Below are 24,781 nucleotides of genomic sequence, written 5' to 3' on the forward strand. Positions count from 1 at the left end.
GGAGGGCTCCAAGCTCAGGCTGATCACACCCAAGTCATGATCACAGAAATCCAGGTGCAGGGGGTCGTAACGATCACGAGATGTGGGCCAGATCCTCGGAACTGACCCGGAACTGACCCCGGAACTGACCCCGGAACTGACCATGGTCACGCCGCCGGACGGACCGGCGAGTGCTCCGGATATCGTGAGATAACCGCTTCCCAGCAGAGGGTAATGATCGACGTGGAATCCGCGCTCAAGTTCTACCGCGTCATGGCGTACATCGTCGGCGTGATGCTGCTCGTGCTCTGTGCCGGCATGGTCGTGAAGTATGGGTTCGGGAGCGACACGATGGTCGCCGTGGTGGGGCCGATCCACGGCTTCCTGTACATGGTCTATCTGGTGGCCGCGCTGAACCTGGGCCTCAAGGTCCGCTGGCCCATGCGCTTCCTGCTGCTCGTGCTGCTCGCGGGCGCCATCCCGGTCCTGTCGTTCGTCCTGGAGCGCAAGGTGACCGACCGGGTCCGCGGCGAGCGGGCGGTCGCCGCCGCGTGACGCCCGTGGGCATGCGACACCCGCGGGCCGTCGACATCCCGCGCCCGTGTGACGCCCGCAGGCGTGGCGCCCGCGGTCGCCGCGGGCTCAGCGGCCGATCTGGCGGCGGCGGATCCGGCGCAGCCGCGCGCGCTGCGACTCGTCGAGCATGAAGTAGCCCACGACCGGCGCCCCGAGCACGCCGAGCACGATCAGCCAGGTCAGGATCGTCGGCAGCGGCAGGATGATGGCGATCACGGCCACAATTCCTGCGATCACGTAGTACTTGCCGAGTGGCGACATCGTCGGGCCTTTCGTGTCGGAGCTCCGAGCGGTCCCCGACCGGCGGGGCGCGTCGCCAGCACAACGTCTGACCGTGTGGCGGAGTTCCGACCCCGCCACACGGTTCGCCTCACACGGCTCAGGCCGGGGTGGAGGGGGCCGTGGAGGGGGAGGTGGATGTGGCAAGTGCGGCGAGGGTCGCGGCTCCGGCGGGGTCGCGGTCGGTGCTGATCGGGACCAGCGCCACCTCGTCCACTCCGGCCTCGGCGTAGTCGGCCAGCCTCGCGCGGACGTCGTCCAGGTTTCCCAGCAACGCCACCGACTCCAGAAGCTTGTCCGGGATGGCGGCCAGCAGGTCCTTCGGATGAGGCCGCGTCCTGGCGAACTCGACCACGTCACCGAAGCCGGCCTCGACGAACATCTCGCCGTAGCCGGGCGCGGCCAGGTAGCCCACCACGCCGCGCCTGATCCTGTTGACGGCCTCGTCGTCCGGATCCACCGCCGCCGAGACCCACGCCGCCACCCTGGTGGCGGTGCCGTTCGCGGCGGCAGCCGTACGGAGGTCGGAGGCGAGGCGGGCGGCGGAGGCGGGCGTGATGAGGTTGAGGACCATCCGGTCGGCCAGCGCGGCGGTCCGGACGGCGGCTGGGCCGAACGCGGCGACGGTGAGCTCGGAGCGCGGAGCGGGCAGCCGCAGCCGGTAGCCACGGCTGGCGAGGAACTTGCCGGAGAAGTCCGACTTCTCGCCGTCGAGCAGCGGGCGCAGGGCCTGGACGGCCTCCCGGAGGACGGCGGCCGACCTCGCCTCCATCCGCCCGTGCCACTGCTCGACCACCAAGGGGCTCGACGTTCCCACGGCGATGGAGACGGGACGGCCGACGAGATCCGCGACCGACGCGGCGCCCATCGCGATCATCATGGGGTCGCGGACGCCTACGGCGAGCGGGCCGATCGTCAGGCCGATCCGCTCGGTCCGCAGGCCGGCCGCCGTGGCGAGCGCGAAGGAGTCGTAGGTCGCCATCTCGCCGACCCACAGCTCCGGGTAGCCCAGCTCGTCGGCCGCGCGGGCGGTCGCGAGAGCCTCGTCGGCGGGCCGGTCCTGCCAGAGGCCCAGAGAGACGCTGAGTCGCATGTGCCCTGTTCCCCCTTACTCCGCGCCCTGGCGGGAGCCGCCGAGCTGGTCGGCGCGTACCCACGTGGCGTGGAAACCGAGCGGGACGCGCTGGGGGAGGAGGACGCGGGCGACGGGGCCGGCGGTCACGTCCGACGCGTCGAGGATCTGGACCTCCGAGGCGCCCTCGCGCTCGTCGGTCACGAACGTGATGAGGTAGCCGTCGTCCTCGCCGGTCGAGCCGTCGCGCGGCGCGAAGGGGGCCTCGCTGCCGTAGCGGTGCTCGCCGAAGTAGTACTCCTCCTTGGCGCCGGTCACGTTGTCATACTTGATCAGCCCGTCGAAGAGGTTCGTCGGGGCGTCCTTCACGATGGACACGTTGTAGGCGTATCTCGTGGCATATCCCGTCTGGCGGGCGTCGATCGACGGGAACTCCGTGTTGTGGTCGTCGTCCACGTAGCCTTCGCTGGTCGTGCCGGTCCGCAGGTCGAACCGGTACCGGTACATCCGGGCGTCGAGCTTGAGATACGACAGCATGCGCGACAGCGGGCTGCCCGTGTCGCTTCCTGGGCCGCTGGGCGCGGGGCGGCCCACCCGGCACACATCGAGGATGATCTCGTCGCCCGACTCCCACGAGTTGACGACGTGGTAGATGTAGCACGGCCTGGCCTCGAACCAGCGGATCTCGTGCGCCTCGCCGCGCCGGGGGATCACACCGAAGCGCGACGGGAGCTCCCGGTTGAAGGTCAGCTTGTAACGGCCCTGCCGGGCGGCGTCCATGTCCTGGTAGAGCGGCAGATCCATGAGGATGGCGTGGTTGGCCGTGATCGCCATGTCGTGCGGCAGCCGGGCGCCCGGGATGTCGATCTCCACGCAGTGCTCGACCGTGCCGCCCGCCCCGACGACGCCGTAGCGCAGGTACGGCTCGCGCGGCCCGTAGTCGAACCAGAACAGCTCACCGGTGCGCTCATCGACCTTCGGGTGGGCCATGAAGTCGCCGGTCAGCGTGTCGAGGAAGGTCTCGGCGCCGAGCGTCTCCAGGCTGAGCGGGTCCAGGCTGTACGGCGAGCCGCACAGGTACCAGGTCGCGAGGACCTTGCCCCGGTGGAAGACGACGTCGGTGTTGGCCGAGTCCTTCAGGTTGAGGCCGCGAGTGTTGCCGAACGGGTTGCCCTTGGGGCTCTCCATGACGCCCGTCCACAGGGACCGGCTCTGCGCCGACTCCGCCTCGAACGCCTTCGTCCTGACATACCGGTTGCGGTAGCGGGCCCGGCCGTTCTCGAAGTGCATGGCGTGCACCATGCCGTCGCCGTCGAACCAGTGATAGCGACCCCGCATGGGGAACCGGGCGTTGGGCCCGTTGCGCAGATAGACGCCGTTGAGGTCCCGGGGGATCTCGCCGATCACCTTGAGGTCGGCGGCTGTGATCTCGTCCTGAACCGGAGCGTACACACCGAGCAGGTACGGGTTGGCCTCGCCTGATTCGTCCATGAGCACCACCGTCATGGGTGGACGCTACGATAAAAGAAGTCAGCTCGTCAATGAGGCGGGCTGGACACCTGACGCTGTACCTTCGCCAGTGCACGGGAAGAACGCCCCCCGTGCGGGAAAGGGAGTGTGGACCGTTGTGGACAGGGACCCGGACAGTGGCCTGAGCGCCATCGGGCAGGCCCTGGCCATCCTGGGCGACCGGTGGGTGCTCCTGATCCTGCAGCGGGCGTTCCTGCTCCGGATCCGGACCTACGCGGGCTGGCGCGACGCGCTGCCCATCTCGGAGTCGGTCCTGGCCACCCGGCTGAAAGAGCTGGTCGGCCACGACATCTTCACGCTGGTCGCCTACCGCGACGGCCGGACGCGCTATGAGTACCGGCTCACCCCCCGAGGGCTCGACCTGTGGTCGCTGCTCGTGGCGATCTACTCGTGGGAGCGCGACTGGACCGGGCGGCAGGAGGCGCCGTTCATCCATGACGTCTGCGGCCAGGAGGCCCGGCCGTACCTGGCGTGCGGCGACTGCCGCAAGCCGATGAGCGCCCGCGACACCGAGACCATCAGGGGGCCGCTCGCCACGTTCTCCCGCGTGGGCCTGCCCCGCCAGCATCGCCGGACCGTCCGGGGGGACACCGGCGTGGACGCGTACGCGTACTGCCCCGACTCGATGGAGATCCTCGGCGACCGCTGGAGCACCACCGTCCTGGCCGCGGCCTTCCTCGGGACGCGGCGGTTCGTCGACTTCCAGGCCGAGCTGGGCATCGCGCCCTCGGTGCTCACCGACCGGCTGCGGCGGTTCGTCGAGCTCGACGTCTTCCGCCTCGTCGCGGGGGACTACCGGCTCACCGAGAAGGGCCTGGCGTTCTTCGAGGTCTTCGCGTTTCTCGTGGACTGGGCGCAAAGAGAGCTCGCGGCGCCGCCGGGCTCGGGCCTGACCATCACCCACCGCCCCTGCGGCGCCGCGCTCGCTCCCGTGTTTCTGTGTACGGCATGCACCCAGCCCCTTGAGCGGCGCGAGGTCCACTTCGAGCTGGGCTGAACCCGTCCGGCTATCCTTCCCCGGATTCCTTTTTGCCCATCGCCTTGCGGATCACGTCACGCGCGCGGTCCATGATGGCGATCGGCGGGCCGAGGAGCAGGTTCTTCGTCGCCGACTCGGTCCCGGGGTGCGGGTGGGTGGGCGCCATGGCCTCGGCGGCCTTCACTCCCACGCCCATCGCCCGCCGCTCGGCCTCGGTCGTCGCGGCCTTCAGCTCGGAGAACTCGTAACGCTCCTCCGCCGCGGCGTGCGCGAAGACCGCTGCCCGGAGCCGCTCCAGCTCCTGGGAGAACTCCGGCGTCGTCACGTCCATGTCGTCGAGGCGGCTGAGCATCTCCTTCGCCTCTTCCTCCTCGTGCAGGCGGTTGTCGACGATCGTGTCGCCGCCGACGAGCTTCCGCCGCGCGTAAGGATGGACGATCTCCTCCTCCGCTGTCTCGTGCACGGCCAGCAGGCGGACGAGACGGCTGAACGCCTCTCTGCGTTCATCCCCCTGGCCTCTGTCGACCTCGTCGAACAGCTCCCTGATGAGGACGTGCTGCCGCATCAGGAGTTCGATGACGTCGTTCTCCTTCATCAGCTCCGGTGGCGTCTGACGGTCCATCCGTGCCTCCTTCCAGGTCATATTCGGGCTACCCCCAACCGGGGCCCGAAACCATTGACCATGGGCTTCGGCTTTCGTAGTGTCTCGGACACCGAGCACCCCCGGAGTCCGCGATGAGGCTGCACCCCAAAGAGCACGTCGAGCGCTACACCACCGAGGGATGGTGGACCGACGACACGATCGACAGGCTCCTGAGAGCGCGAGTGGCCGAACGGCCCGGCGCGCTCGCCGTGGCGGACCCGCCCAACAAGGCCGAGCTGACCGGTGGCAGGCCCAAGCGGCTGACCTGGGCGGAGCTCGACCGTGAGGTCGACCGCGTGGCCGCCGTGCTGCTGGACCGGGGCGTCGGCAGGGACGACGTCGTCGCGGTCCAGCTCCCCAACAGCGTGGAGCTGGCGGTCACGTTCCTCGCCGCCGTCAGGATCGGGGCGATCGTCACGCCGTTCCCCGTGCAGTTTCGCCAGTACGAGCTGACCCAGCTCGGCGGGCTCGCCCAGGTCCAGGCGTTCGTCACCTGCCCCGAGCTCATGGGCCGTCCCAGCGCCGAGGCGGTGAGACAGCTCCAGATCCCGTCCATGCGGGCCGTACTCGTCTGGGACGAGGACGATCTGGAGACGGCCACGGGGGACCCGGCCATCCTCGACGCGCACCTGAAGTCGCTCGACACCCACCCCAACGACTGCGTGACGATCTGCTGGACCTCCGGCACCGAGGCGACCCCCAAGGGGGTGCCGCGCTGCCACTACGACTGGCTCGCGGTCGCCTGGACCTGCGCCGACGCGCCCGCCCTCACCGCTGACGACGTCGTCCTCAACCCGTTCCCCATGGTGAACATGGCCGGGATCGGCGGGGTGTTCCTGCCATGGCTGCGCGCCGGCTTCGCGCTGATCCAGCACCACCCGTTCGACCTGCACGTCTACCTCGGGCAGATCACGGCGGAGCGCGTGACGTACACGCTGGCGCCGCCCGCGCTGCTCACCATGCTGCTGCACCGGCCGGAGGCCCTCGCCCGGTTCGACATCTCGTCGCTGACCCGCATCGGCTCCGGCTCGGCGCCCCTCCCGCCCGCCATGGTGCGCGGCTGGCAGGAGCGGTACGGCATCGCGATCATCAACTTCTTCGGGTCCAACGAGGGCATCGCGCTGCTGTCCGAGCCGTCGACCATGCCCGATCCCGGCGACCGGGCCCGCTACTTCCCCCGCCCCGACGCCCCCGGCACGACCTGGCCGGGCACGCTCGGCGGCACCCGGATCAAGCTGGTCGATCCTGCGTCGGGGGAGGAGATCACCTCCGAGGGCGTGCCCGGCGAGCTGCGGCTGAGCGGGCCCACCGTCTTCGCGGGATACCTGGCGGGCACGGCGGTGGCCGACCCGTTCGACGACGACGGATACCTGGTCACCGGCGACCTCTTCGAGCTGGCCGGCGACCGCTACCTCCGCTACGTGGACAGGACGAAGGACCTGATCATCCGGGGCGGGATGAACATCGCCGCCGCCGAACTGGAGGGCCTCATCTCCGGGCACCCGGCGGTCACCGAGGTCGCGATTGTGGGATATCCCGACGAGGTCCTGGGAGAGAAGGTCTGCGCCTTCGTCGTGCCCGTGCCCGGCCAAGCCGTCGACATGGAGGGCATCGCCACGTACTTGAGGGAGACCGGGATCGCCTCCTACAAGCTGCCGGAGCGGGTGGAGACCATCGAGGCGCTGCCCCGCAACGCCGTCGGCAAGATCCTCAAGCGGGAGCTCAGAGAGATCCTGATCGTCGCCGGTGACTGAGCCGGCGTCGTTCTGTCAGGGTCTCGGGAGCTCCGAGGGACCCTCACAGGCGGAGAACGCTCCGGTCAGCGTTGTGCGGCCTCCCACTGGTCGTGGGCAGTCCGCAGCCGGGTCCAGAGCTTGTCCTTCTCGGCGGGGGAGACGTCGTCCAGCGCGATGCCGTAGACGTCCGCCAGCGCGGCGAAGTAGTCCTCCCTCCGGTCGAGCATGATCGAGCGCTGTCCCGTCGAGCGCTGTGTGGCCGAGCGCTGGTGCGCGGTGTCCCCGGGGGCGGCGCCGCCGACGCGCTCAAGGACCAGCCCGGTCAGCGTGTCCACTCCAGCGGCGTCGCGGCGTTGCACGGCCGGCACCCGGACGAACCCCGACTCGGGAGACGTCGACAGGTGTTCGTGCTTGGCCTCGAAGGCCGCCATCTCCACCGGCTCCAGGCCGAAGTCCATGCCCACGAAGCTCCCTCGCGGGTCGTGCTCGAACCGCCAGCCGCCCGGCTCGCTCTCCGAGCGGCGCAGGCCGTACCGGAACGGGCCCTGCTCGTAGACCCCCTCGACCAGCGGGAGGGGCTCGTGGATCCCGTCGCCGAGCCCCGCGTCCACCAGCCAGTCGCCGCCGGGGTTGCCCTCCGTGGGCAGGCCGGAGACGGTGAGGGCCAGATGGTTTCCGGTGGCTCCGGCGGGGACGCCTGGCTCGTTCTGCACGCCGCCGAAGTGCCGCGTGACCTGGTAACCGAGCATGCCGAGCAGCAGCGCGAACGCGCCGTTGAGATGGAAGCAGTAGCCGCCGCGCCCGGCGATGATCCGCCGCCACGACTCGACCGGGTCCACCGTGGTCGGCCGGCCCAGCCAGATTTCCAGGTTCTCGTATGGCACGCGCTCGACGTGCGCCGCCTGGAGGCGGAACAGCTCCTCGACACTCGGCGGCCCGACGTCACTCAGCCGGAGGCGCCGGAGGTAGCCCGCCACGTCGACCGATGCGGTCACCTCGCCGGTCACCCCCACCCACCTCTCAGCCAGCGGCATGTCACGCGTGAGTTCACCCGTAAGTTCACCCTGTCGTACACGCGGTGGGCCACGTCTTCACGCACACCGTCACGTTAACCCGCTAACGAGGTTCCCGCCGATGCACGGGATCTTCACATATCGGGAAGGTCCGTCTGCACAGGGTCGCCCTACGCTTCCGCTATGGCTACACCCCAGCAGCGGCGTGTCCTCGTGGTCGAGGACGACGAGACGATCGCGAGAGCCGTGAAGATGCGGCTGATGGCGGAGGGCTTCGAGGTGCGGGTCGCGAGCGATGGAGAGGGGGCGCTCGCGGCCTACGCCAAGGCCGAGCCCGATGTCGTGGTCCTCGACCGGCTGCTGCCCGGGCTGGACGGGCTGGAGGTCTGCCGCCGGATGCAGGCCGCCCGCCCGGTCCCGGTGCTCATGCTGACCGCGCTGGGCGAGGAGACGGACGTGCTCGTGGGCCTGGGCGTGGGGGCCGACGACTACATCACCAAGCCGTTCAGCATGCGCGAGCTGGTGGCGCGGATCCACGCCCTGCTGCGGCGCGTCGAGCGGGCCAGCGTGCTCGCCCATGAGGACGCAGTGATCCGGGTGGGCGACGTCGAGATCAACACAGCGGAGCGGCGGGTGTTCGTGCGAGGCGCCGAGGCGCAGCTCACGCGGACCGAGTTCGACCTGCTGCGACGGCTCGCGGAACGACCTGGCCAGGTCTTCGAGCGCGAACGCCTGCTGTCCGACATCTGGGGCTTCTCCGAGGCCGCCGCGACGCGGACCGTGGACAGCCACGTCCGCGCGCTGCGCCGCAAGCTGGGGCCCGAGGTCGTCCGGACCGTCCACGGCGTCGGATACGCCCTGGTCCGCCCGTGAGGCGCCGGCTGATCGGAATGGAGGTGGGCGATGCGGCCGCTTGACTTTCTCGGCCGGATCAAGGTGAAGCTCGGCATCGTGATCGTGCTGGCCGTGGTGACGGCCTTCGTCGTCAACGAGGTCGGCATCAACGCCGGACTTTCCCGGGACGTCCGCATCGCCATCGCGGTCCTGCTCGCGCTGATCATGGTGCAGTTGCTGGCCCGGGGGATGACCAAGCCGCTGCGCGAGATGGCCGCCGCCGCGCAGACCATCGCGAAGGGCCGGTACGGCCTGCGGGTGTCGGCCACGTCGAGAGACGAGGTCGGGGAGCTCGCCAGGGCGTTCAACGCGATGGCCGCCGACCTGGGCGAGGTGGACCGGCAGCGCCGGGAGCTGGTGGCCAACGTCAGCCACGAGCTTCGGACCCCGATAACCGGCCTGCAGGCCGTCCTGGAGAACGTCGTGGACGGGGTGTCCCCGCCCGACCTGGACACGCTCGGCACGGCGCTCGCCCAGACCCAGCGGCTCGGCCGGTTGGTCGCCCAGTTGCTCGACCTGTCCCGCCTCGACTCCGGCGCCCGGCTGATCGATCCGGAGGTGCTCGACCTCGCGTCACTGTGCCGCCAGGCCGCGTCCGAGGCCGGACTCGTGCGCGAGGACGTCACAGTCGTGAGCGAGGTCGCGCCCGGGACGGAGCTCCACGCCGACCCCGCCCTGCTCGCCCAGGTGCTCGCCAACCTGCTCGACAACGCCGTACGGCACAGCCCTCCGGGAGGTTCGGTGTGGCTTGAGGCTCGCTCGGCCGGGGCGGACGTGGAGCTCAGTGTCACCGACTGCGGTCCCGGCATCCCGCCCGGAGAGCGCGCCCGGATCTTCGAGCGCTTCTCCCGCCTGGACGCCGGCCGCGCCGCCGACGCGGGCGGCGCCGGGCTCGGCCTCGCCATCACGAAGGAGATCGTCGAGCTCCACGGCGGCTCGATCGGCGTGGCCGATCCCGGCGCGGAGCCGGCCAGGAAGGCCACGGGTTCCGGCGCCAAGGCCGGTCGCGGCCCGCACACCGTGGGCTGCCGGATGGTCGTCCATCTCCCGGGAAGGGCCGTGCACGGCGACACGACGCTCGACCCCGTCAGCCCCTCGCCCCCCGAGGCCACGGAGATCCCACCGAGCGCGAGTGAGGCGATGGGGACTCCCGCCGCCGGAAGCGAGCCGCTGGGGAGCGCCTCAGCCGGAGGGGAGCCAACGGGGAGTGCCGCAGCCGGACGCGGGGCGATCGGGACGGCACGAGGCGGACCCGAGGTGGCACAACGAGAACAGGCCAGGCAGGCCGTCCTGGACCCGGTCGAGATGGTCGAGATGGTCGACGCCCGGCTACCGGTGGTCCCCTCCGAGCCGCATGCCGTACCGGTCATATCGCTCAGTCCCGGCGCTCCGGGTGAGGCCGTCCAGCGCCCGGCAGGTAAGGGCGCGAGCGGTGGGGCTGCGAGCGGTGATGGTGCGAGCGCCGGGGCCGGGCGTGGTCCGGCCGCGAGCGATGAGGCCACCGGTGGTGAGGATGCCGATGGTGAGGCTGCCAGCCATGACGGTCCGGGGGATGGGGCTGGACGCGGTCTGACTCATGGGATTCCCGTTCAGGGCATCGCAGCTCCGGTCGGTCCAGCCGACGACGTCCAGGTCCCGGGCGCACCTGGTGACACCTCGGCGCCGGGCGCTCGACCTGGGTACGCGCCGGTTTCGCCTGTTCTGGGCACAGGCGTTCCGGTTCGCGGTGGTCCACATGGACCCGGCCAGGCATTCCCTCCGGCCTTGGGCGGAGGCTCGGCGGCGTCGACGGCCAGGGCGGCGTTGGGGGCGGGCCTCGGCATGTTCGTCGGGTTCGGGTTCGGGGTCTTCGTCGCGTTCTTCTTCGGACTCTTCCTCGGGGGCGTGTCCGGAGTCATCGCGATGCTGGTGCTCACGTGCGGGGGAGCGGTCGCGGGGGCGGCCATCGGCTCCTCGTCGGGAGCCCGCCGTACGGCGAGCCAAGGAGCCTTCGCTCACCCGCCCATCGCGGCCTGGCCTGGTGGGCCCAGCGGCGAACCAGAGCGCAACCGGCTCCTGGACACGACGCACCGGACGGCCCGATGGGCCGCTGAACCGGCCACCGAATCGGCCACCGAGTCGGCGCCTGAATCGGGGGCTGAACCAACCGGGCGGCCAATCACGGACGAGACGATCGAAGGGCGGGCTGAGCACGTGCCTGACGCTGACAGACCCGAGCACGAGGCACTACCGCCGGAGGGGCCTGCGCACTCGAAGGCTCCAGCGCTCGACACGGCAGGTGCGGCGCCATCTGTGGCTTCTACCGCGACGGACGCCGCACGGCCGGGAATCGCCGGTGACGCCGCGGCGAAAGACGCGCCCCCGAGGCCTCAGACCGGGCCCGCCGTACGGCCGGGTAGTGCGGTGACAGCCGCTGCCGGCGACACGGCGGGTGCCGGACGATCGGTGTCCGCAACCGTGCCGGAAGGCGAGCGGCGGCTCGCGCAGCCTCCGGGCCGGGGTCCTGGGCACGCTCCGGGACCGGGTCCTGGGCACACTCCGTGGCAGGCGCCGGGGCCGGGGCGGAGGCCTGGGCAGGCTTTGGGACAGCGTCATGGGCCGGGCGCCGAGGTGGCTCCTCCGGGGTGGGCGCACAATCCGCCGCCGCCTGCTTATGTGCCGCCGCCTCTGTTTCCCCGGCCGGACCTGCCCGAGGCGCCCAGGTGGCTCCTCCCGGTGGTCGCAGCCGTGGGGCTGGTGGCCGCCGTCGCCCTGCCGTACGCGTCGACTGGGCTGGGGCTGGTCCTCACGGCGATCGCCATGGGGGCGGCCGCGCTCCCGGCGGTGCTGGGGCCGGGGGGTCGCGGCCTCACGCCCTGGACGGTGACCTTCGGCGTCCTCGCGTACGCACTGGTGGGGGTGGCGCTCATCCGCGACGCCGACTGGCTGGTCGCGCCGGTGCTGCTGGCGGCGTTCGGCGTCGCCGCGCTCGCGCTGTCGGGGGGCGGGACGGGCTGGCTCGGCGTCATCAGGGGCGGTCTGTCGGTCGTCCTCGGGCTGTTCCCGCTGCCGTGGTTCCTCTCGGACCCCGTGAAGCGGCTGGTCAAGCGCAGGAGGATGATGCCGGCCCTGGTGAGCGTGGGCATCACGGTCGTGCTGCTCGGCGTCTTCGGGCTGCTGTTCACCTCGGCGGACGCGGTGTTCTCGGCGTTCGCCAGCCGGTTGCTGCAGACCCCCGAATGGGCGGCCAGCCTGCCGTTCCGGATCTTCCTCTTCGGGGTCTTCGCGCTCCTCGTGGCGGCGGCCGTCCTGGTGGCCCTGCGCCCGGTGGCCGAGCCCGAGGGGCCCGATCTGCGGATCTCCGTCACCCGCACCGTCTGGGTGATCCCTCTCGTGGGCCTCAACCTGCTGTTCGCGTCGTTCGTGGCCGTGCAGATCACCGTGCTGTTCGGCGGCAGCCGCCGGGTCCTGTCGACGGCCGGGCTGACCTACGCCGAATACGCCAGGTCCGGCTTCTTCGAGCTCGTCACGGTCAGCGTCTTCGTGCTCGGGATCGTGGCGGCGGCGGCGATCCTGCTCCGGCTGAACGGCCGGCGCGACCGGTGGCTCCTCGCGGTGCTGCTCGGACTGCTGTGCGGGTTCACCCTGGTCATCCTGGCCTCGGCGCTGCACCGCCTCGGCCTGTACACCGACGCGTACGGACTGTCCCGGCTGCGCGCCTCGGTCGGGGCGACGATCTGGTGGCTCGCCGCCGTGTTCGTGCTGGTCCTGGTGGCGGGAGCGGTACGGCTCACGCACCGGGAGACGGCGTGGTTCTTCCGGTCGCTGGTGCTGGTCACGGGGGTGGGGCTGCTGGTGTTCGCGGCGTGGGATCCGGATGTCCAGGTCGCCGAGACGCAGCTCGCCGTGCGCGGGATCGAGCGCCTGGACCACAACTATCTCGGCGACCTGGGGGCGGAAGCCGTACCGACCCTCGACCGCCTGCCGGAGCCCGCCCGCAGCTGCGTGCTGCGTGACGTGGTCGCGGTGAACCACCTCAACGAGCCGGACGCCTGGAACGGCTGGAACCTGGCCCGCGAGCGGGCCCGAGACGTGCTCGCCCTGCGCCCCGTGCTCCCCACGGCCGAATGCCCGGGTTCCACCCGGATCCCCGGGCCGAATGACTGAGGCACGGCTCGGGAACCCGCCTGTCGCGTCGGAGGGGCGCGTGTTGGTTGAATCGGACAGGTGACTTTCGATGTGCTGATCAGTGGTGGCTGGGTTGTCGACGGGACGGGAGCGCCCGCCTTCCGGGCGGACGTCGGCGTCGCGGGCGGGCGTGTGCGGGCCCTGATGCCGGGCGCCGGGCGGCCGGCCTCGGCGGAGGTCGCCGCTGTCATCGACGCCACGGGGAGGTATGTCCTGCCGGGCCTGGTCGACTGCCACGCGCACGGCGACGCGGTCGTCTTCGACAAGGAGATACAGCTCGCGGCGCTGCGGCAGGGGGTGACCACGTTCATCCTCGGCCAGGACGGGCTGTCCTTCGCGCCTGCGACGTCCCAGGCCGCCTTCGACTACGCGAGCCGCTCTTTCGCGGCCATCAACGGCTCGCACCCCTCGATCGACGGCCCGGTCGGCGTGGCCGAGCTGCTGGCGGGCTACGACCGGACGACCGCGTTGAACACGGCCTACCTGGTGCCCCACGGCACGATCCGGTTCGACGTCATGGGCCCGGCGGAGCGCGCCGCCGACGCAGGCGAGCTGCGCGCCATGCGGCAGCGCGTCGAGCGCGGGCTCTCCGAGGGAGCCGTGGGCCTGTCGTCCGGCCTGGAATACGCTCCGGGGCGGTACGCGGACGCCGCCGAGCTGGCTCATCTCTGCGAGCCGCTCGGCGCCCTGCCGTACGTGACTCACATGCGCGGCTACGGGGCCTCGGCGCCGACGGGGATGGCCGAGGTCGTGGAGATCGCCCGGCGCTCGCGCGCCGCTGTGCACGTGTCGCACTATCACGGGCCGGCGGGGACACTGCTGCCACTGCTCGACGGCGCCCGGCGGCAGGATGTGGACGTCAGCTTCGACACCTATCCCTACCTGCGGAGCAGCACCATCCTCGCGATGGTGACGCTGCCCGCGTGGGTCCCGGTAGCCGACACGGACCGCGCCCTGTCCATGCTGGAGTCGGAGCGGGCGCGGCTGGCGGGCGAATGGGCCTCGTGGGGGGAGCTGTGGCCCAGGATCACCCTGTCGCACGCTCCGGGACTGGAGTGGGCGGAGGGGATGACCCTCCCGGCCGCCGCGGCCAAGGAGCGGATGGAGCCGGCCGACTTCTGCCGGATGCTGCTGATCGAGACCCGGCTGGAGGCGGGCTGCGTCATGGCCCGCCCCGACGAGGGACCGGCGGGGGAGGAGTCCGTTCGCGCGATCCTCCGGGACCCCGGCCACACCGGCGGCTCGGACGGCATCTACGTGGGCGGCCACCCCCACCCCCGGGGGTTCGGCGCCTTCGCCCGCTTCCTCGGACGGCATGTCCGCGAGCTCGGCGACCTCACCTGGGAGCAGGCCTCCGTCCACCTGGCGTCGCACCCCTCCCGCCGCTTCAGGCTGCCCGACCGCGGTCTCGTACGGCAGGGCCAGGCGGCCGACCTGATCGTCGTGGACCCGCTGACGGTGTCCGACACGGCGACCTACGACGATCCGCGGTCGGTCGCCGTGGGGATCGACGATGTGCTGGTCTCCGGCGTGCCCGTGCTCCGTGACGGCAGGCTGACCGGAGCCACCCCCGGCCGAGCCCTGCGTCCCGTGTGACCCGTCCCGGTTGAGAGGTTCACCCCGGTTGGGAGGTTCAAAGGTCGCGGTGGACGGAGCACATCGGTGTGCCGCCGGGCAGGCGATGGCGCCACCGGGCCACCACGGCGTAGAGCGGCGCGGCGATCCAGGAGACGGGGGGAGTGGACAGGCCGCGTCCGAGCAGGCGCCACCGGTCTGAAGGCTGCCACCTGAGCAGCGCGGCGAACGCCTCCGCGCCCCCCACCGGGGGCCGGCCGGGCTCGACCCACCACGCCGCCCGGGTCACCTGCTCCCGCGTGAGCCCGTGCGCGTCGAGGTCGATGGCCTGCCACGCCCGGCTCTCCGGCCACTCCGGGACGGTACGGCGAAGCAGGCGGAGCGACCGCATGCAGAAGCCGCAGTCACCGTCGTAGACGAGAACGGGAGCGGACATCGGGGGTTCCTTCCCGCGGCGGCTCATGCCGGTGCCCCGGGCGGTTCCGCGAACCGGCATGAGCCGCCGTCCTGTGTCTGTCATCGGGATCAACGGTCGGTCATCGGGGGGACGTCGCCAGGCGGGCACGGCGGGCGGGGGCCGTCGCTCGCGCGCCCTGCCGCACCACGGCGCCCAGCCAGGCCGGCATCCGGATCGGCGTGTCGACCGGGCGCAGGTGCAGCACCAGGCAGCCGAGCATGGCGAACATGAAGCTCCCCAGGCCCATGAGCACCCCGATCGAGACGTGGAAGGCGATACCGGCGGCCAGGAGGTACGGCCGGACCGGCCGGCGGGCGATCATTCCGAGCGCGAGGGAGAACTCGATGGCGAGCGGCCCCCACGTCATGGCCGTGACGCCGACCGGGTTCATCAGAATGGGGGTGAGCCATGGCTTGGCCCAGGTCGGCATGCCGAAGAACGGGTCGGTGAGCCAATACCACAGGCCCGTGCCGTCGGCCCACTCGGCGTGGCTGAGCTTGGCCACGGAGGCCTGGAGGTAGAGCCCGGCCACCTGCAGGCGGATCACGAAGAACGTCGTCCAGGCGACGAGCGACCGGACGGGACGGTCCGCGACGTCAACGGGCGCCTCCCAGTGCCACCTGCGCCCGTCCAGCAGCGCGACCGGAAGCAGCAGCAGGGTGATGACGGAGCTGATCTGGTCTCCGCCGTCGGGGATGACGGCCGACGCCATGAGGCTCACCGTGACCCACCAGTGCGGCAGCGCCGTGAAGCGCGGGCGCCATCCGCTGGCCACGACCAGCAGCACACCGATCGACACGAAACGGGCGATCTCCAGCCGGCCGTCGGGGACGACGCAGTAGAGGCTGAACCTGGCGATGCCCTGGCAGTTGGGGTACGTGCTCACGCCCTGAGCGGGCCGGAAGAGCGACGACGTGTGGCTGAAGACGAGCGTGCCCAGCGTGCCGAGCGCCACGAGGGTGCGCGCCAGGCCGTACACGTTGGTCCAGGGGGAGACCCGCGCGATGCGCGCGGCGGCCTGGCCGGCTTTCGTCAGCATGTGACCTCGATTCTGGCGACTTTGGCGGGCATGACGGTCGTGCTGCCGGCCCAGGCCCACGGCAGGGGCTCACGCTGGACCAGGCCGATCGATCCGCAGTGGATGGGGTCGGGGGAGGAGTTGTGCAGGGTCAGGACGCTGGGAACGCGATCGAGGCAGGCGGAGACGTCGGCGCCTCGGCACGGCGTCCATTTGTCGCGGGGGACGGCGGTCTGGAGGATGCCCAGCTCGACGCCCTGCGCGCGGGACCGCCGGTTGAATCCGAGCACGTTGCGCAGCTCGGAGTGGGGGGTCAGCTTGGCGTCGAGCCAGACCTTCCTTCCCGGCGGCCCTCCCGGCGGCCCCTCCGACAGCCGCCATACGCCGATCTGCGGATCGCGTGGCGACTTGGTGAAGAACGCCCAGCCCTGCGGGGCGATGGCCGTGACGCTCAATCGGAGCTGTTCCTGCCCGGGAAGCCGCAGGGCGTTGCTCGGCAACTGGGTGTCCACCACATAGAAGATCAGTGAGCCCCAGAAAGCGATCATGGCGACGAGCGTCCAGCCGAGGCGCCTGGTCACAGTGCTCGCGGCCGGGGTCTCACCATCGGTGTCAACGGCCACAGCGGTCTCGGCGGTTGCCGTGATTTGAGTCATTCAATTCTCCGTGGAATCGGGTTCTCCGTGGATTCGCAGCGCCCCGCTCGGGCCCGGCGACGGCGCGAGCCGGCTCCGGGACCGAGCGGAGACTGAAGGGAGGCCGGGGTGACTAGGCGGCGAGCCGCTCGGCGATGAGGTCCACGAAGCGCTCACGGTCGAGCCTGGCCATGTCGCCGTTAACGATCGAGTCGGTGAAGTTCGCCACCTTGTAGACGTTGCTTTCCCGCCAGGCGTTGTAGATCTTGTAGACGTTGACCACCTCGTAGGCGTTGCCCAGGTAGATGGCGATGACGAAGACGCCCCACCCGAACGCCTGCTCGGTGGGCGGAGGCCCCGGCCGGAGCCCGAAGCCGTCCTCCAGCACCCGGCGGGTGATCTCCTGCGCGTTCGTGAAGGCCTGGTCGATCCGGACTCGGTCTCCGCTGGTCATGTCGGCGCCGAAGGTGGTGAGGAACTCCCGGTCCTTGGCGTTGATCGAGGCGATGACGTCGTCGGCGAACCGAGCCTGCTCTTCGGTCACGTCGGCGACCGGGCGGCGGAACTCGGGGAACAGGTCGGCCACCGGGCCGATTCCGAGGATCAGCCCCTGATAGATCGTTTCGCCGTCGTAGATCGACACCGCGCTCGCGGCCTCGGCCACGGTCGCCGAACGGCCCGGCCCGGCAAGAGTGGCGGCCTGGACCGGAACGGCTACGGCCGTGAGCGCCGCCGCCGCGACGAGAGCGGTCGCCAGCAATTTGGATGTCCGCATTTACTTCCCCTTCATTGGACGTGGGAACGACAAGTGAGATCCGAACGGATCCGTGAGCTGGAGGTCGGCGGCCGAGCAGGCTTTCCGGCCCCGATCGCTGAATTGCGCCGATCGGGGCGATCCTGTTCCGGCTGCCTCCCTCCATTGGCTGCTGTGCTGCCGGGACAAACGATGGCAAGGGCCACTGATCAGGGACTTGGGACCGGATTGGCTGCCACTTAGGTGTGACTGGGAGACCACCGTCGTCGCTGGTCGCGCATTCGACGCCTGCATGCCGGCCGGCCGGCAATTCATATTCGGTGGCGCTTATATGAATGTATTCGGCTGGGCGTTATAGGACGGCGCAAAGGGGTGGCGGGCAATCGCGGGCGGCACCGGGGGACTCCGGCGGCTAACGGGTCCAGTACGATCCAGCGAGGCGGTCTATACCGGGGCGAGATTTTCGTGGGTGACGGCTCAACCGAGTGACGGCTCCGGGTGATCGCCACATCCGGCTGGAACCGGCGACGGCTTCACCCGGTAACGATCACGGGTGTGACGGCTTCACCGGGGAGATGGGGGGCGTGGACATGGCGGAACGCCTTCGGATTCCCGAGGTCGTGATCGACTGGCGTGCTCGGGGATTCCTGGAGCCCGGGTTCCTGGAGCCCGGGTTCCTGGAGTCCGGGGGTCCGGTCTCCGGGGCGGACTTCGCGGCCGCCCGTCACTCCCTCTTCGACGGCTCGTTCACCTGGCCGATCATGGTGGCGAAGCGGGCGGAGCTGGAGCACAACGTCGCCACGCTGGCGCGCTTCACCCGCGACCACGGGCTGGCCTTCGCGCCGCACGGCAAGACGACGATGTCCCCTGAGCTCTTCCAGGCGCAGCTCGACGCCGGGGCGTGGGGCATCAGCGCCGCGACCGCCGGCCAGGCGCTGGTCTACCGCGAGCTCGGCGTCCCGCGCGTGCTGCTCGCCAACGAGATCTTGGACGCCGGAGCGCTTCGCCGGCTGGCGGGCGAGCTGGACGGCTTCGAGTTCCTCTGCTTCGTCGACTCCGTGGAAGGCGTCCGGGCCCTGGACGAGGCGGCGAGCGGGACGCCGTTCCGCGTGCTGGTCGAGCTGGGGCACGCCGGCGGCCGGACCGGCTGCCGCGGCCTCGCCGAGCTGCTGAAGGTGGCCGACGCCGTCCGGGCCTCCTCCGGCGTACGGCTGGCCGGGGCGGCCTGTTACGAGGGCACTCAGCCCGGCGCGGACGAGGTCCGGGCGTTTCTGCGCGAGTTCCGGGAGGCGGCCCACGCGGTCGCCCCGCTCGTCGACGGCCAGATGGTGCTCTCCGCGGGCGGGAGCGCCTGGTTCGACCTGGTGGCCGAGGAACTGGCGGATCTGGCGGGGCCACAGGCCGAGACCGGCCTGGACGCTCTCGTGATCCTGCGGAGCGGCGCCTACATCGCCCACGACGACGGCTTCTATCGGGAGCGCACGCCGTACAACCGCCTGGAGGGCGAGCTTCGGCCGGCGCTGGAGGTCTGGGCGCAGGTGCTCTCGGTCCCGGAGCCCGGCCTCATCCTCGTTGGCATGGGCAAGCGTGACGTTCCGTACGACCTGGAGATGCCGTTCCCCCGTGCGGTACGGCGCGGCCCGGAGGGGGCGGCCGTGCCGCTCGACGGGGTGACGGTCGCGAAGGTCCAGGACCAGCACGCGTACCTCACGGGAGACGGGCTGCGGCCGGGCGACCTGGTGTCGTTCGGCATCTCGCATCCGTGCACGGCCTTCGACAAATGGCGGATCATGCCAGTGGTCGACGACGACTATGTCGTGATTGATTTGATCAGCACTTATTTCTAGGCACGTTATTTCGTGGCAACGCTATTTCTGGGAGTGAACATGGGCGGCAAGCAGGAGATCAAGACCACCTCGGGCGCGCAGCCGGTCGCGGCGTACTCGCAGGGGCTGGTCGTGGGGGACTTCGTCTACACCTCGGGCATGGGCCCGCTGGACCCGGTGACCGGCGAGGTCGTCGGCGACGACGTGGCGGCCCAGACCCACCAGACCCTGCGGAACCTCGGGGCGGTCCTGGAGGCCCAGGGCCTGACCTTCGACGACGTGGTGAAGGCGACCGTCCACCTGCAGAACCTGAAGGACGACTTCGCGGCCTACAACGAGGTCTACAAGTCCTACTTCACCGAGCCGTATCCGGTCCGGACCACGGTCGGCTCGGACCTGATGAACATCCTCGTCGAGATCGACTTCGTGGCCTACAAGGGTCACTGACGATGGACAGCGCCCTTTACGCCTTCGTTGAGGACTTCCGCGGCGAGGGCGTGGACAAAGTCCTGGACCGCGTCTCGGCGTACGGCGTGCGGGGCGTGACCATCGCCGCCACCTCCCACCAGGCGAGGGACGTGACGCCGCACGGCTCGTCCCGGCTCACGTTCCGGCGCGACGGGGTGCACTTCGTCCCGCCGGAGGACGTCTTCGCCGGGGTGCGGCTGGCGCCCCCGGTGCAGGAGGGAGCGGAGGAGGAGCCGGTCGCCGAGATCCGCCGGGCGTGCGCCGGCCGGGGGCTGAAGCTCCATGCCCGGGCGGTGTTCCTGCACAACACCACCGTCGGCCTGGCCAACCTCGATGTCACCGTGCAGAACTGCTTCGGCGACCGGGGCTCCCCGGCCGACCTGTGCCCGTCGCACCCCGACGTCCGGGCGTACGCGGTGGCGCTGGCGCGCGCCGTCGCACGGCAGGGCGCGGACAGCGTGGTGGCCGAATCGCTGCATTTCGGGGCGTTTGCGCACGGCTACCACCACGAGCGCTGTTTCGTGGCCCTCGGCCCGATGGACGCCTTCCTGTTCGGCCTGTGCTTCTGCGGCCACTGCATGCGGCGGGCGGCCGACCTCGGGGTGAACGCCGACGTCGCGAGGGAGGAGGGCGCCCGGATCGTCTCGGGCGTCCTGGACGGCGACCCGCCGGCCCAGGGCGAGGTGACCCGTGCGGCTCTCACGGCCTACGCCGGGCCCGAGGTGGTGGCCTACGCGCGGGCCCGCTCGGAGAGCGTCACGTCGCTGGTGGGCGAGGTGTCGTCCGCGGTGACGGCCGAGGGGTCGATGCTGACGTTCATGGACGCCACCGGGGCGTGGAAGGGCTACGCGGACGGCCTGCCGCCCGCCGGGCTCGCCGCGCACGACGCCTGGCAGCTCGGCGTGGACCTGGTCGCCCTCGGCGACCTCGTGCCGTCGTTCGCGGTGCCGGCCTACGCCAGGGACGCGGCCCGGGTCGCCGACGACGTGGCGGCCTACCAGCGGTCGGTCGGCAAGGACAGGGAGCTGCGCGCCGTCCTGCGGCCGGGCCTGCCGGACACCGACTCCGAGGACCGGCTGGCCGCCAAGGTCCGCGCCGCCAGGGCGGCCGGAGCCCAGGCCGTCGACTTCTACGCCTACGGCCTGGCCCCCTTCGACGTGCTCAACCGCATCCCCGCGGCCCTGCGTTAGCGGGGTCGGCAGGGGTCAGCAGGGGTCAGCGGGACTGAGTCGCGCTCAGGCGGACTCGCGGACGACCAGCTCGGTGGGGAGGATCACGGGGCTGGCCGGGCCTCCCTGGAACAGGCCGAGCAGCAAGCGGACCATCGCGCCGGCCTGCTGGATGATCGGGTGCCTGACCGTGGTGAGCGGGGGCTCGGTGTAGCGGGCGGCCTCGATGTCGTCGAACCCGACCACCGCCACGTCGTCCGGGACCCGCCGCCCGGCCTGCCGCAGCGACTGGAGCGCGCCGATCGCCATGAGGTCGTTGCCGGCGAACACGGCGTCGAGGCCGGGGTCGTCCTCCAGCAGTTGCCGCATGGCGGTCGCGCCCGATTCGCGGGTGAAGTCGCTGACGGCGACGATCGAGCGGCGGTCCGAGTCGCGCAGCGCGTTGCGGTATCCGGCCAGCCGGTCCTGACCCGCGATCATGTCCTGCGGCCCGGCGATCGTCGCGATGCGGCGGCGTCCCCGGCCGAGCAGGTGCCGCACCGCCTTCTCCGCGCCCCCCACGTTGTCGTTGTCGACGTACGGCAGGGCCACGGGCACGGCCGGCCTGCCGTACGAGACGACGGGGACGCCCATGCGGGCGATGGCGGCGGGCAGCGGGTCGGCGCCGTGCATCGAGATCAGCATGACGCCGTCGACGTGCCCGCTGGCGATGTAGCGCTCGATCCTGGCGTGGCTCTTGGGGGAGCCGGCCAGCATCAGCACGACCTGCTTGTCGGCGGCCTCCAGCTCCATGCTGGCCGAGCGGATGACCGTCGAGAACATCGGGTCGTCGGAGAAGACCCTGGTCGGCGGCTCCGAGACGACCAGGGCGATCGAGTCGGTCCGCTGGGTGACCAGGCTGCGCGCCGCCGAGTTGGGGACGTACCCCAGCTCGTCGACGGCGCGCATCACGGCGTCCCTGATCTGCGGAGTGACCGTGACCTGGCCGTTGACGACCCGGGAGACGGTCGCGCGGGACACCCCGGCCCGCGCGGCGACCGCCTCCAGAGTGGGTCGTTTCATGCGTCCCCCTGTAGACCGTTGCGCCTGATGACTTCGCGATACCACAGGGCGCTGTCCTTGGGAATGCGCCGCTGCGTCTCGAATTCGATGTACACGATCCCGAACCTCTTGTGGGAACCGTAGGCCCACTCGAAGTTGTCCAGGAGCGACCATACGAGATAACCCCGTAGGTCCGCACCGGCGTTGATCGCGGCGTGCGAGGCGCGCAGGTGGCCGTCGAGGTACGCGAGCCGGTCGGCGTCGGCAAGAATGTCGGGGCCATCGCGAACGGCGACTGGCTGCGGTTCGACAACGTCAGGTTCGGCACCACCGCGGGCGCGCAGTTCAAGGCGAGGGTCGCGTCCGGAGCGACGGGCGGCGTCAGCGGCCTCGTGGAGGTCAGGCTGGACAGCCGCGCCAACGCTCCCATCGGCGGCTTCGCCATCGGCAACACCGGCGGATGGCAGAGCTGGCAGACCGTCCCGGCCAACATCACAGGCGTCACCGGGACGCACACCGTCTACCTCACCTTCACGAGCGGCCAGCCCGCCGACTTCGTGAACCTCAACTGGTTCACCTTCTCGACGAGCTAGCCGACGCGGGGCCCGTGGGAGACGATGGCGGGAATACCTCTTCTCCGCCATCGTCTCCGGTCACCCCGGACCCACAGACGCGGCCTGCGCGGGGACGTTTCCTGGACCTTTTCGTCCCCGCGCAGGTCGCCCCATCGCCCCGTGCTTTTACGCGGCGGAGGTCGAGCCGTCGCCCGATCCAGGTACGGCACCGCCGTACCTGGAATGGGGCGCTTACCCGGTGGGCGGGATGGTCTCCGGAGACACCGTCTCGCTCGGCACGGGCGATGCCGGCGGCACGCCGGTCGTCTCCGGGCTCGGCGGCGGGACCACGGCCGTCGGCGCGGTGGCCTCCGGGCTCGGCGGCACCACGGTCGCGGTGGCCGTGGGCGACGCCGTCTCCGGAGCGTGAGCGGCCCACGGAGGCCACGGAGGCCGGCTCAGGTCCGTGATGACGACCGCCGCGGCCGAGCTGCCCTGGCCGGTGCTGATCACCCAGACGGTGTCGCCGGACTTCACCCCTGTCAGCCCCTCACGCCCGGCGCTGACCCGGGTGTTGTCGCCGATGGTGTACGTGCGCGCGAAGCCGTCCTCGCTCCTGACCGAGATCGAGGTCTGCTCGATCGAGGTGACCAGTCCGGTCTGCGTCGTGACGGTCTGGTAGCCGCCGTCAGTCCGGACCACCAGCTGGCCGTGGAGCGCGCCGAACGGCCCCTGGAGCGGCCGCGTGCTGGTCGGGCTCGGCGAGGGCGGGCCCGGAGGCACGGCCGGTGGGCTCGCGGTTTCAGCCGGCGGGCTCACCTCCGGGGCGGGCGGACTCGGGACCCCGGGAGCCGTCACCGTCTCCGTAGGAACCGGAGTGGGCTGGCCCTGTCCGCTGACCTGACCGGCCGAGGTGCCCGCGACGGCCACCCCGGCGCCTGTGGCCACCACCACCGCTGTGGCGACTCCGAGAAGAAGCCGGCGTGGAGCCCGCCGTCCTGGCGGCTCGTCGCGCGGGAACTCGGGTGGACTGAATTCGGGATCAGGCATCGGAATGCTCCCTCCAGTGGTCGCTGGTGCGTGGCTCAAACGCCACGGGCTTATGCGTTTCGTACGCATTTGGAGGTGTTCTGAAGTCACGGTCGCGAACGGGCGCGATCTCGTTGGCCTGGTGTCCGGAACCGCGACGGTCCGCCACCGGCGAGGCCGCCTTCCGGGGGCTTTCCCGGCCGGTCCGGCCCTGTGAAGTGTCGTGGTCCGCAGTCAGCCGCCGCGATGAGCTGGTCGGCGTGCTCTCGGATCCCTTCGCGGCCCTACCCCTTCGAGCACTGCGCTCACCGCCCTGTCGGTAAAGTCCTCATCCAGGGCCGATTGCCGGAACACGACCCGCAACCAGACGGCGCCTGCGAGCAGATCGACGACCGGCACACCCTCGATGGTGAGGCCCCTCGTACCCCTTCTCGGCGACCAGTTCGAGGGTCGCGTCGAGGATGTCCTGCTTCTTGCGCGGCCAACCGCCTGAGCCTGTACGGCTTTCGCAGGGCACTGCCGGGACCGGCGGGGAAGGCGTTCGCCGCGGGCGGGGTGGGGGCAAGATCGTTCCCGCGCGAGCCGTACACGACTGTGAAGGGCCGGTTCGCGCGCGGCCGACCCGGGCTTCATGACGCCGGGGCGGTCCCCTTGGCGAGGTCGCGGACGACCTCGATCAGCTCGGCCGGGTCGAAGGGCTTGGTGAGGTACGCGTCGACCCCGATGCCGAGGCCGCGCCGCCTGTCGTCCTCCTGGGCCCGAGCCGTGATCAGCACGACCTTGATGTGGCTGGTGCTCTGGTCCGTTCTCAACCTGGTGGCCGTCTCCCAGCCGTCCAGGCGCGGCATCATCACGTCCAGGGTGATCACATCCGGATCCACGTCATGAACGCGATCAAGGCAGTCCTGCCCGTCGAACGCGGTCTCCACCTCGAACCCTTCCAAGGTCAGGTTGACCGCGATGAGTTGCCGGATGACCTCGTCGTCATCCACGACCAGCACGCGTCCCATAAGCTCGCTCACGGCCGCCAAGCTAGCCCCTGAACCGGGGTTCACGGTGGGGTTTTGGACATCTGTATTTGGATCGGTCCCCCAGCCGTCATATCGTGGTGACAAGCGCCCTCCAAGTGCTGGTAGCCTTGTCACTCGTTGAGCCCCCTTAGCTCAGGGGATAGAGCACCGGCCTCCGGAGCCGGGAGCGCAAGTTCGAATCTTGCAGGGGGCACACACTCTTGATCAGCGGAAACACCCGCTGACCAGGACGAACGACACAGAAACGGGCGGGTCTCCAGTCTCACGGAGTCCCGCCCGTTCTCATTGACGCTCGCTGGTTGTGGACCAGTCGTGGACCAGCTCTCACGGGTCAACGGCCTCTATCCGGCGGTTGT

Annotated in this window: 23 protein-coding genes and 1 tRNA gene; 11 read left to right on the top strand and 13 right to left on the bottom strand. The window is 70.9% G+C overall.

Annotated elements, in window-relative coordinates; all coding sequences use genetic code 11:
* The first annotated feature begins 213 nt into the window (after window positions 1-213).
* Window positions 214-534, top strand: coding sequence for a DUF3817 domain-containing protein (locus tag ABH927_RS15745; protein ID WP_370022126.1), 321 nt, complete (start codon window positions 214-216; stop codon window positions 532-534).
* A gap of 87 nt (window positions 535-621) precedes the next feature.
* Here the strand turns inward: ABH927_RS15745 and ABH927_RS15750 are convergent, their stop codons facing one another.
* The 3 genes from ABH927_RS15750 to ABH927_RS15760 form a co-directional block, all read right to left on the bottom strand.
* Window positions 622-816, bottom strand: a complete 195-nt coding sequence (locus ABH927_RS15750) for a hypothetical protein (protein WP_261581493.1) — start codon at window positions 814-816, stop codon at window positions 622-624.
* A gap of 118 nt (window positions 817-934) precedes the next feature.
* Window positions 935-1,927 carry an LLM class F420-dependent oxidoreductase gene (locus ABH927_RS15755; RefSeq protein ID WP_370022128.1) on the bottom strand — a complete coding sequence of 331 codons (993 nt, stop codon included), beginning with the start codon at window positions 1,925-1,927 and terminating at the stop codon, window positions 935-937.
* A gap of 15 nt (window positions 1,928-1,942) precedes the next feature.
* Window positions 1,943-3,412, bottom strand: a complete 1,470-nt coding sequence (locus tag ABH927_RS15760; protein WP_370022130.1) for a carotenoid oxygenase family protein — start codon at window positions 3,410-3,412, stop codon at window positions 1,943-1,945.
* Window positions 3,413-3,533: 121 nt separating this feature from the next.
* On the opposite strand from ABH927_RS15760, the gene ABH927_RS15765 reads away from it, so the two are divergent.
* A complete protein-coding gene (locus ABH927_RS15765) occupies window positions 3,534-4,433 on the top strand; it encodes a winged helix-turn-helix transcriptional regulator (RefSeq protein WP_370022132.1) in 900 nt (299 codons plus the stop codon).
* Window positions 4,434-4,443: 10 nt separating this feature from the next.
* Here the strand turns inward: ABH927_RS15765 and ABH927_RS15770 are convergent, their stop codons facing one another.
* On the bottom strand, window positions 4,444-5,037 hold the full coding sequence (locus tag ABH927_RS15770) for a hemerythrin domain-containing protein (protein WP_370022134.1): 594 nt from the start codon (window positions 5,035-5,037) through the stop codon (window positions 4,444-4,446).
* Window positions 5,038-5,150: 113 nt separating this feature from the next.
* Between ABH927_RS15770 and ABH927_RS15775 the strand changes: the two genes are divergently transcribed.
* On the top strand, window positions 5,151-6,812 hold the full coding sequence (locus ABH927_RS15775) for a class I adenylate-forming enzyme family protein (protein WP_370022136.1): 1,662 nt from the start codon (window positions 5,151-5,153) through the stop codon (window positions 6,810-6,812).
* Between the two features lie 65 nt (window positions 6,813-6,877).
* Here ABH927_RS15775 and ABH927_RS15780 read toward each other — a convergent pair whose 3' ends face one another.
* Window positions 6,878-7,801 carry an arylamine N-acetyltransferase gene (locus tag ABH927_RS15780; protein WP_370022138.1) on the bottom strand — a complete coding sequence of 308 codons (924 nt, stop codon included), beginning with the start codon at window positions 7,799-7,801 and terminating at the stop codon, window positions 6,878-6,880.
* Window positions 7,802-7,990: 189 nt separating this feature from the next.
* Between ABH927_RS15780 and ABH927_RS15785 the strand changes: the two genes are divergently transcribed.
* The 3 genes from ABH927_RS15785 to ABH927_RS15795 are packed head-to-tail and all read left to right on the top strand — an operon-like array spanning window position 7,991 to window position 14,464.
* Entirely contained in the window at window positions 7,991-8,680 is a 690-nt protein-coding gene (locus ABH927_RS15785) for a response regulator transcription factor (RefSeq protein WP_370022140.1), read from the top strand.
* Between the two features lie 30 nt (window positions 8,681-8,710).
* On the top strand, window positions 8,711-12,847 hold the full coding sequence (locus tag ABH927_RS15790; protein WP_370022142.1) for a DUF4153 domain-containing protein: 4,137 nt from the start codon (window positions 8,711-8,713) through the stop codon (window positions 12,845-12,847).
* A 60-nt stretch (window positions 12,848-12,907) separates the two neighbouring features.
* On the top strand, window positions 12,908-14,464 hold the full coding sequence (locus tag ABH927_RS15795; protein ID WP_370022144.1) for an amidohydrolase family protein: 1,557 nt from the start codon (window positions 12,908-12,910) through the stop codon (window positions 14,462-14,464).
* Between the two features lie 37 nt (window positions 14,465-14,501).
* On the opposite strand, the gene ABH927_RS15800 is transcribed toward ABH927_RS15795, so the two are convergent.
* The 4 genes from ABH927_RS15800 to ABH927_RS15815 all read right to left on the bottom strand — a co-directional run bounded on the left by ABH927_RS15800 (window position 14,502) and on the right by ABH927_RS15815 (window position 17,328).
* The gene (locus ABH927_RS15800; RefSeq protein WP_370022146.1) at window positions 14,502-14,879 is read right to left on the bottom strand and encodes a thiol-disulfide oxidoreductase DCC family protein; all 378 of its coding nucleotides are present in this window, start codon (window positions 14,877-14,879) and stop codon (window positions 14,502-14,504) included.
* A gap of 100 nt (window positions 14,880-14,979) precedes the next feature.
* Window positions 14,980-15,939, bottom strand: a complete 960-nt coding sequence (locus ABH927_RS15805; protein WP_370022148.1) for a sporulation-delaying protein SdpB family protein — start codon at window positions 15,937-15,939, stop codon at window positions 14,980-14,982.
* Window positions 15,933-16,574: an SdpA family antimicrobial peptide system protein gene (locus ABH927_RS15810; protein ID WP_370022150.1), complete on the bottom strand. Its 642-nt coding sequence runs from the start codon at window positions 16,572-16,574 to the stop codon at window positions 15,933-15,935. Before ABH927_RS15810 ends, ABH927_RS15805 begins: the two co-directional genes overlap by 7 nt.
* A gap of 112 nt (window positions 16,575-16,686) precedes the next feature.
* The gene (locus tag ABH927_RS15815) at window positions 16,687-17,328 is read right to left on the bottom strand and encodes a hypothetical protein (RefSeq protein WP_370022152.1); all 642 of its coding nucleotides are present in this window, start codon (window positions 17,326-17,328) and stop codon (window positions 16,687-16,689) included.
* Window positions 17,329-17,897: 569 nt separating this feature from the next.
* Here ABH927_RS15815 and ABH927_RS15820 point away from each other — a divergent pair.
* Genes ABH927_RS15820 through ABH927_RS15830 form a run of 3 tightly spaced genes read left to right on the top strand, consistent with a single transcriptional unit; the run spans window position 17,898 to window position 20,791 of the window.
* Entirely contained in the window at window positions 17,898-19,154 is a 1,257-nt protein-coding gene (locus tag ABH927_RS15820) for an alanine racemase (protein WP_370022154.1), read from the top strand.
* A 39-nt stretch (window positions 19,155-19,193) separates the two neighbouring features.
* Window positions 19,194-19,580 (top strand): RidA family protein, encoded by a 387-nt coding sequence (locus tag ABH927_RS15825; RefSeq protein ID WP_370022156.1) that lies wholly within the window; start codon window positions 19,194-19,196, stop codon window positions 19,578-19,580.
* A gap of 2 nt (window positions 19,581-19,582) precedes the next feature.
* Complete coding sequence (locus tag ABH927_RS15830; protein ID WP_370022157.1) at window positions 19,583-20,791, top strand: hypothetical protein; 1,209 nt, start codon at window positions 19,583-19,585, stop codon at window positions 20,789-20,791.
* A gap of 45 nt (window positions 20,792-20,836) precedes the next feature.
* Here ABH927_RS15830 and ABH927_RS15835 read toward each other — a convergent pair whose 3' ends face one another.
* Both ABH927_RS15835 and ABH927_RS15840 read right to left on the bottom strand, forming a co-directional pair.
* On the bottom strand, window positions 20,837-21,832 hold the full coding sequence (locus ABH927_RS15835) for a LacI family DNA-binding transcriptional regulator (protein WP_370022159.1): 996 nt from the start codon (window positions 21,830-21,832) through the stop codon (window positions 20,837-20,839).
* Complete coding sequence (locus tag ABH927_RS15840; RefSeq protein WP_370022523.1) at window positions 21,829-22,083, bottom strand: family 1 glycosylhydrolase; 255 nt, start codon at window positions 22,081-22,083, stop codon at window positions 21,829-21,831. The genes ABH927_RS15835 and ABH927_RS15840 overlap by 4 nt, the downstream gene beginning before the upstream one ends.
* On the opposite strand from ABH927_RS15840, the gene ABH927_RS15845 reads away from it, so the two are divergent.
* Window positions 22,027-22,404, top strand: coding sequence for a carbohydrate-binding protein (locus tag ABH927_RS15845; protein ID WP_370022161.1), 378 nt, complete (start codon window positions 22,027-22,029; stop codon window positions 22,402-22,404). The genes ABH927_RS15840 and ABH927_RS15845 overlap by 57 nt on opposite strands.
* Before the next feature lie 213 nt (window positions 22,405-22,617).
* Here ABH927_RS15845 and ABH927_RS15850 read toward each other — a convergent pair whose 3' ends face one another.
* Both ABH927_RS15850 and ABH927_RS15855 read right to left on the bottom strand, forming a co-directional pair.
* Window positions 22,618-23,415 (bottom strand): hypothetical protein, encoded by a 798-nt coding sequence (locus tag ABH927_RS15850; protein WP_370022163.1) that lies wholly within the window; start codon window positions 23,413-23,415, stop codon window positions 22,618-22,620.
* 608 nt (window positions 23,416-24,023) lie between these two features.
* Window positions 24,024-24,404 (bottom strand): response regulator transcription factor, encoded by a 381-nt coding sequence (locus tag ABH927_RS15855; RefSeq protein WP_370022525.1) that lies wholly within the window; start codon window positions 24,402-24,404, stop codon window positions 24,024-24,026.
* Window positions 24,405-24,546: 142 nt separating this feature from the next.
* Between ABH927_RS15855 and ABH927_RS15860 the strand changes: the two genes are divergently transcribed.
* Window positions 24,547-24,618, top strand: a tRNA-Arg gene (locus ABH927_RS15860).
* Window positions 24,619-24,781 lie beyond the last annotated feature (163 nt).

Origin of the sequence: Planotetraspora sp. GP83, from assembly GCF_041262585.1 — a bacterium.
In the GTDB taxonomy this organism is placed as follows: Bacteria; Actinomycetota; Actinomycetes; order Streptosporangiales; family Streptosporangiaceae; genus JAOEGB01.